This is a genomic window from Sphingopyxis sp. (assembly GCF_036402335.1).
In the GTDB taxonomy this organism is placed as follows: domain Bacteria; phylum Pseudomonadota; class Alphaproteobacteria; order Sphingomonadales; family Sphingomonadaceae; genus Sphingopyxis.
Genome location: NZ_DASWTD010000565.1, coordinates 1 through 7,333, shown reverse-complemented (window position 1 = coordinate 7,333; position 7,333 = coordinate 1). Strand labels below are relative to the sequence as shown.

8 protein-coding genes are annotated in these 7,333 nt (G+C 64.6%); 5 read left to right on the top strand and 3 right to left on the bottom strand.

Going from position 1 to position 7,333, the window contains the following annotated elements:
- Positions 1–197: 197 nt before the first annotated feature.
- Entirely contained in the window at positions 198–494 is a 297-nt protein-coding gene (locus tag VGD20_RS18380) for an Hpt domain-containing protein (RefSeq protein ID WP_331135824.1), read from the bottom strand.
- Positions 495–646: 152 nt separating this feature from the next.
- Between VGD20_RS18380 and VGD20_RS18375 the strand changes: the two genes are divergently transcribed.
- Positions 647–2,923 (top strand): hypothetical protein, encoded by a 2,277-nt coding sequence (locus VGD20_RS18375; RefSeq protein ID WP_331135823.1) that lies wholly within the window; start codon positions 647–649, stop codon positions 2,921–2,923.
- 154 nt (positions 2,924–3,077) lie between these two features.
- On the top strand, positions 3,078–3,485 hold the full coding sequence (locus VGD20_RS18370) for a hypothetical protein (RefSeq protein ID WP_331135822.1): 408 nt from the start codon (positions 3,078–3,080) through the stop codon (positions 3,483–3,485).
- Positions 3,486–3,530: 45 nt separating this feature from the next.
- On the opposite strand, the gene VGD20_RS18365 is transcribed toward VGD20_RS18370, so the two are convergent.
- Positions 3,531–4,928, bottom strand: a complete 1,398-nt coding sequence (locus VGD20_RS18365; RefSeq protein WP_331135821.1) for an MFS transporter — start codon at positions 4,926–4,928, stop codon at positions 3,531–3,533.
- A gap of 107 nt (positions 4,929–5,035) precedes the next feature.
- Positions 5,036–5,473: a response regulator gene (locus tag VGD20_RS18360; protein ID WP_331135820.1), complete on the bottom strand. Its 438-nt coding sequence runs from the start codon at positions 5,471–5,473 to the stop codon at positions 5,036–5,038.
- A gap of 159 nt (positions 5,474–5,632) precedes the next feature.
- Here VGD20_RS18360 and VGD20_RS18355 point away from each other — a divergent pair, with 159 nt between their 5' ends.
- From VGD20_RS18355 to VGD20_RS18345, 3 genes are all read left to right on the top strand, one after another.
- A complete protein-coding gene (locus tag VGD20_RS18355; protein WP_331135819.1) occupies positions 5,633–6,481 on the top strand; it encodes a pseudouridine synthase in 849 nt (282 codons plus the stop codon).
- Complete coding sequence (gene rsmD / locus VGD20_RS18350; RefSeq protein ID WP_331135818.1) at positions 6,481–7,032, top strand: 16S rRNA (guanine(966)-N(2))-methyltransferase RsmD; 552 nt, start codon at positions 6,481–6,483, stop codon at positions 7,030–7,032. The genes VGD20_RS18355 and rsmD overlap by 1 nt, the downstream gene beginning before the upstream one ends.
- Before the next feature lie 50 nt (positions 7,033–7,082).
- On the top strand, positions 7,083–7,333 hold a 251-nt coding region (locus VGD20_RS18345; protein ID WP_331135817.1), incomplete at its 3' end, for an EamA family transporter.

Here is a 7,333-nt window from a genome sequence, read left to right as displayed (position 1 = left end):
GAAACGGGTGAACATCAAAATCTCTCCTCTGAATCGGTCGCCTCGCCCCATGCACACCAACGCACAAGAGGGCTCGGCCGCGCGTCCTAAACGCGGCTAAACCCGTCGCGTTGCCAAGGCAAGACAGCGGATATCGATATTTCTCTGAAGAAAAGCCGCTGAACCGGAATTGAACCCGGTTGATCGGCAGAGCAGCCTTACGCGATCTCGTCGATCGCCGCGTTAATCCGGCGCAGCACCGCGGGATCGCCCGGGGCGCCCGCCATCGCATGTTCGGCAAGCTCGATCAGCGAGATGATGCCGAAGGTCGCCGCCAGCCCCTTCAGGCGGAGCGCCGCAACGTCCCAGTTCGCGTCGCACCGCGCCCGGCGCATCAGGTCGGCAAGGTCGCGCGCGCTTCCGGTAAAGGCGCCGCGCAGGTCGAGCGCCATCGCCCGATCGTCGCCGATTGCGGAGCTGAGGTACCGGTCGAGAGGGCCGCTATCGAAAGACATTCCACAGCTTTGCCAGCACGTGGTTAAGTTTCCGTTTCAAGACGGCCATTTGATGCTAAGATGGCGGGATGACGGGGGAAAAGAAAATCGTCGGATTGTGGCGGGATTCCGCGGCAAACCCGGAAACAGACAGCGCAGTGCCGGCGGATGCCGTGGCGGCGGAGAGCGCGCTTGCGCCCGAAGCGGAGGCACTCCCCGAACGCGATTGGCTCGATATGTCGTCCCTGACCGACGCCGGTGAAAGCAGCGAGGCGGTGGCCGAGCCCTCCGCGTGGCGCGAGCGCGCTGCCCCGGTCCTGCTCGTCCTCCTTGCACTCGGCTGGACCGGATTCGCGCTCGCTGTTGCGACCCGCGGCTTCGCAAGCAGTCCCGCGCTTGCCGACTGGCCCGCGCTTGTGGCGACGATCGCGATGCCGCTGACCTTGCTCACGCTGTTGTGGATGGTCCTGTTGCGGTCGAGCCGGTCCGAACAGGCGCGTTTCACGCGGATTGCGGCCGCGCTTCGCGAAGAGAATCTGGCGCTCAACCAGTCGATGCATTCGCTCGGACTGCATCTCGCCGACGCGCGGAAGCAACTGGGCGACCAGGCAAAGATCGTCCAGCAACTCGGGCTCGATACCGTCGTGCGGCTCGGCGAAAGCAGCGACAAGCTCGCCAGCAACGCATCGGTCATCGCCAATGCGCACGATCAGCTCGCGCGCTCGGGCGACGTCGCGATGCAGCGGATGGACGGATTGCTCGCGGGGTTGCCGCGGATCGACGACGTCGCACAGCGGCTGGCGGTCAATTTCCGCGAGGCGGGGCTGGTCGCGCACCAGCAGGGCGCGAACCTCGAAGCCAGGCTGGCGGCGCTCGGCGAAGAAGCGGCAAAGGCGGCGCAAACCGGAGAGGCCTCGACCGCGAGCATCCTCGAAGCGATTGTCGCGCTGCAGGAACAGGCGAAGGAAACCGAAGCGGACCTGCTGGCCGCTTCCACACAGGTCACCGACGCGCACGGCCTCGTGTTGGCGCAAATGACCCAGATCGCCGCCACGTCGCGCGACGACATGAAGTCGACCGTCGCCGCGATGACGAACCAGATCGACAAGAGCTGGAAACAGTTCCGCGACGGCGTTGACGCCGCCGCATCACAAATGGACAGCAGGCTCGCCGCAGCGCGCGATGCCGGCGACGCGATGGGCGCGCAGCTTGTCGCCCACGCCGACGCCAGCGATGCGCTGGCTGCACGCATCACGGCGCATGTCGCCGAAGTCGGCAAGCAGCTCGAAGTGCTCGACGTCAGCGTCGGCGCAAGCACGGGCGTGATCGGCCGCGCGATCGACGACACCAAGGCGCAACTCGGCGCTTTCATGCAGGAAGTACAGAGCGGCAATGTGTCGGCGCATCAGCTGATTACCCACGCCGAATCGCTGTTGCTGGCGCTCGATGCGGTGACGCGCGAACTAGACGAAACGCTACCGCACGCACTCGATCGCATCGCCTCGCACGGCAAGACGACGCAAACGTCGCTGTCGCAACTCCGCCCGCTCCTCGATGCCTCGGAACTGGTGGCGCAATCGACGATGTCGCACGTCAACGCGGTGCAGGCGACGCTCAAGTCGAACGAAGAGCAGATGGCGGGGCATGCGACAAGCCAGCAGGAGATGGTCGATCGCATCAACGGCTCGCTCGCCGACGCCGAGGCGGCGCTCGCCAAGCTGCGCGAGGGTGCCGACGAGTTCGCCGAACAGGGCGGGGCGCGCATGATCGCGACGCTGGGCGAGGTGCGTGCCACGGCCGATTCGGCGGCCGACGAGGCGCGGCTGACGCTCGAAAAGCTGGTATCCGGGGCGCGGGAGGCGATGCAGGCGACCGCGACCGATGCGATCGATGCCGCCTTCAAGAACGAGATCATGGCGCAATTGAACGCGATCGAGGACGCCTCGGCGCGCGCGGTCGCGGCCGCGAACGGCGCCGCCGACCGGCTCATGCGCCAGCTGATCACGATCATGGACACCAGCGCCAGCGTCGAACAGCGCGTGAACGAAGCCGAACAGGCGATCGCGGCGTCCGACCGCGATTCGCTCGCGAAGCAGGTGGGCGTGCTCACCGAAGCCCTGAAATCGACCGCGATCGATGTCACCAAGATATTGTCGAGCGAAGTCTCCGACATCGCATGGGACGCGTATCTGAAGGGCGACCGCGGCGTGTTCGCGCGCCGCGCGGTCAAGCTGATCGACAATAGCGAGGCCAAGGAAATCCTGCGTATCTACCAGGCCGACGACGGCTTCCACGCGTCGGTGAACCGGTTCATCCACGACTTCGAAGCAATGCTGCGTCTGCTCATCGGCGCGCGCGACGGATCGGCGATCAGCGTCACCCTGCTCTCGTCGGATATCGGCAAGCTCTATGTCGCGCTGGCGCAGGCGATCGACCGGCTGCGGAACTAGCTTTCCAACGGCAATTTCGTGCGGACGTCGGGTGACCGACCGATTGCGGACATCCGCGGTGTGGTGCATGTGTTGCATTGATGACCAACTCGCGGAGACGCCAATGAATGTCTTCATTCGCAAGTTATCTACCAGACAGTTCTGGAGGCCGGTCATGCAGAGCCTCTTCCTGATGGCTACGGGTGCTTACCTACTCTCCTCATATGTCGCAGCACGCATCTCGCCAACGGAGGAACTGAGAGGTCTGGCCAGCGACGTCCAACTCGGATGGTGGGTACTATTTGTCGCGTGGTGCGCCACAGCGCCTAGCAACAAGGAGGCGTACCGCGATTTAAGCCCTGCGCGTAGTGGCACTGCCGTAGTCGTAGTTTGCGGCATCGCCGCAGCGATGTTCATTTCAAGAGATGCAGATTGGCCTGAGGGTTTGATTGTTCCGGGACTGATCCTGCTTGGCACGGCTGTTGTGGCGACATTCGTCTACCGCTTCGCATCTAGCCATTCTTCAGAGATCGGGGAGGCGCGCTTTAACACCGTGGCCAATTCACAGCATCAGGACAGCTGACGTCCGCTTCCCACCCCAAAGCCGACGTCGACGGCGATCCGGTCGCTATGTCGCCGCCTTTCCTGCAGGTTCGGTACCCGCGGTTCCGACCGACGCATCGACCAGCCCGCTACGCATCATGATCCAGAACAGGATAATTCCGGGAAGCGCGGCGGCGACGGTGAACAGATAGAAGTTCACATTGCCGAACTCTTCCATCATCGCGCCCGCGGTGGTGCCCGTCAGGAAGCGCCCGACAATGCTCGCGGCCGAACTGATCAGCGCATAATGTGCGGCGGTAAAGCGCAGGTCGCAGAGCGCCGAGAAATAGGCAACCACAACGACGCCGCCGATCCCGCTGGCGATATTCTCAAAGCCGATCGCACCGGCAAGCCCCCAATTGCTGTGCCCGGCCGCCGCCAGCAGCGCGAAACTGAAATTGCTGATCGCCATCAGGATCAGGCTGATCAGCACCGACCGCTTCATTCCCAGCTTTGCATACATCACACCGCCGATAAAAATGCCGATCAGATAGGCCCAGAAACCGATGCCCACATCGTAAATGGCGATCTCGTCGTTGCTGAAGCCGAGATCGTCGAGCAGCAGGCGAAGCGTGAGGTTCGCCAGCGTGTCGCCGATCTTGTGGAGCAGGATGAACAGCAGCACGAGCCAGGCGCCGTGGCGGCTGAAAAACTCGGTGAAGGGGCCAACGATGCCCGCGACGATGCCCGGGCGCCCTTCGCGTTTTACCACCTCGCGGTGGCGTTCGGGTTCGCCGACCCAGAAGGCCGCGATGACCGCGGGAAGCGCGAACATCGCGCAGGCGAAATAGGCCGCTTCCCAGCCTTGCCGCGCCGCGAGGAACAGCGCCACCGCACCCGCGCCTGCCGATCCGATGCGCCAGCCATATTGCGACATGCCCGACCCGACGCCGAGTTGTTCGGGCTTCAATATCTCGATCCGGTACGCATCGATCACGACGTCGAAGGTCGCCCCGGCGAAGCCGACGAGAACCGCGCCGATCGCCATTTCGAATAGCGCGGCGAATTCGCCTTCGCGGCCCATTCCGAACCACTGCATGAACTGCCCGACCGGAGACTGGCCGACATGCTGCGGGTCGACCATCGCGAGGTTGAAGACTGCGAGCATGACCAGCGCGGCGGTCAGGATCAGCCACGACACGCGCTGGCCGAGACGGCCGATGACCGGCAGGCGCACTGCGTCGACGACCCAGGCCCAAAGCGGCTTCAGATTATAGACGAGGAACGCCAGCGAAAATGCGGTAATCGAGGATTTCTCGAATCCGTCCTGCGACAGCCGCGTCGTCAGCGTCGCGCCGATCATCGCATAGGGAAAGCCCGATGAAATCCCGAGCAGTGCGGCAGCGAGCGGCGCGCGTTCGAAATAGGGCCGGATGCTGTTCCGCCAGCTTTGCGGCGGCGGCGTCACACTCTCTGACTGCACAATCGGCTCCTCCCTCGCACGATCCGGTGGAGGACGCGCTTTTACCTCAGCCAAGGCCTAAAGCGTCGGAGGCAAATTGGAAGCGGCTATTTGTCCGCCGATCGCACTCACGCGGCGGCGGGGCGCCAATAGGTCTGCAATCCGCTGACCTTGCGCGGCGCCTGGTTTTTGCAAGTCATCGACTCGACCGCCTTCAAGGCCGACACGAGCGCCGATGCACTGTGCGGCTTGCCGAGGCAGGCTATCGCGATCTCTTCGGCATCGGCGGGGCATTGTCCCGTCACCAGCAGCACCGCGATGCCGCGATCGCGGGCGAGCCGCGCGACTTCGCGTCCGGTCATATGACCAGCGAGCCCCAGATCGAGCACCAGCGCATCGATCGGTTCGGCAGCCATGATCGCCACCGCGGCCTCGCCCGAGTCGACCGTCGCGACAATGTCGTACCCGCCGATCTTCAGCGTGTGCTCATTATCGAAAGCGGTCAGCGGATCATCTTCGATGATCAGCAATCGCTTGATGCAGGTCGGGCGGTGGCCAAAGAGCATGAGGACTCCCTTAGGGTTCGTACGCCATGACTCGCTCTGCGCCGTCCTGCAAGATCGCTTGTGCTTGCCATCGACGAAGCGGGTCTTTTCCGGCTATGAGCGTGATCACAACGCAACACTATTTTCCCTGAAAACGACAAGAAAGCCGCATCCGTTCCGATGACGACCCGCCATCCACCCCGCTCGACGCCTCGTTCCGCCGCAGACCGCGATGCCCCCCGCGGTCGCCGCGCCGCGCGCGGCGCCGCCTCCGCGCTCAAGACCAAACCCGCCGAGGCCGAGCGCGAGGACGGGCCGCAGCGCATCGCGAAGCTGCTCGCGCGCGCCGGTGTCGGCTCGCGCCGCGATGTCGAACGGATGGTCGAGGAAGGCCGGATCGCGTTGAACGGCCAGGTCATCGTCCATCCTGCCCCCCTGCTCGGCTCGCTCGAGGGATTGACCGTCGACGGCAATCCCGTCGCCAAGCCCGTCTCCACCCGGCTCTACCGCTTCCACAAGCCCGCAGGGTGCATCACCGCGGCACGCGATCCCAAGGGGCGCAAGACGATCTACGATCTTTTGCCCAAGGACCTGCCGCGCCTGATGCCCGTCGGCCGCCTCGACTATAATACCGAAGGGCTGCTGCTGCTCACCAACGACGGCGAGTTCAAGCGCCAGCTCGAACTCCCCGCGAGCGGGGTCGAGCGGACCTATCGTGCCCGCGCCTTCGGCGACATCAGCCAGGCGCAACTTGAGGAACTCGCGATGGGGATCGAGATCGACGGTGTCCGCTACGGCAAGATCGACGCCAATCTCGAACGCCGCACGGGGCGCAACCAGTGGGTCGAAATGACGCTGACCGAGGGCAAGAACCGGGAAGTTCGCAAGGTGCTCGAACATTTCGGATTGCAGGTCAGCCGCCTGATCCGCACCCGTTACGGCGCGTTCGAACTCGGCGGCATGCCGCTCGGCGCGGTCGACGTGGTGCCGCGCGACGAACTGTTCAAATTCCGCCGGCATCTCGGCTGATGCGTGTAATTTCGGGGGAATGGCGCGGCCGCAAGCTGCTTGCGCCGAGGAACGATGCGACACGCCCGACCGCGGACCGCACGCGCGAAACGCTGTTTTCGATGCTGACGAGCCGCCTCGGCAGCTTCGAAGGGCTGGTGGTTGCCGATCTGTTCGCGGGATCGGGCGCGCTCGGCATCGAAGCGCTGTCGCGCGGCGCCGGCCAATGCCTGTTTGCCGAACAGGATCGCGACGCGCTCGATGCGCTCAGAATCAACCTCGCGGCCCTCGGCGCCACGCCCCGCGCCGACATCCGCGCCGGCTCGGTGATGAGCCTCGGTCCCGCGAGGCGCACCTGCGACCTGTTGATGCTCGACGCGCCCTACGATACCGGCGCCGGCAGCGTCGCGCTCGACAAGCTCAACCGCCTCGGCTGGATCGGGCCCGATAGCTGGATATCGATCGAAACCGGCGCGAAGGAAATGGTCGAGGTCGCGGGTTTCGAAATCGACACGACACGCAAGGTCGGCAAGGCGAAGCTGACGCTGCTTGTCCCGGCGGGGCGGCTTTGACCGCAAGAAGCGGGACGCTTCGCCATTCGGTTCGCCGCTAGGGCCGCGTCATGACAGCATCGATCAATCTCCGGATGGGCGGCACCGAATGGGGGATGTTGATCCTGCTATCGGTGCTGTGGGGAGGCTCTTTCTTCTTTCTCGGCATAGCATTGCGTGAAGTGCCGCCCTTCACCCTCGTCCTCGCCCGCCTCGGCCTCTCGTCGCTGCTGATGCTGGGCTTCATGGCGGCCACCCGCCGCGCCATGCCGAGCCGCGCCGTGCTTTGGCCCGCGCTTTTTCTTCTCGCCCTTCTCAACAC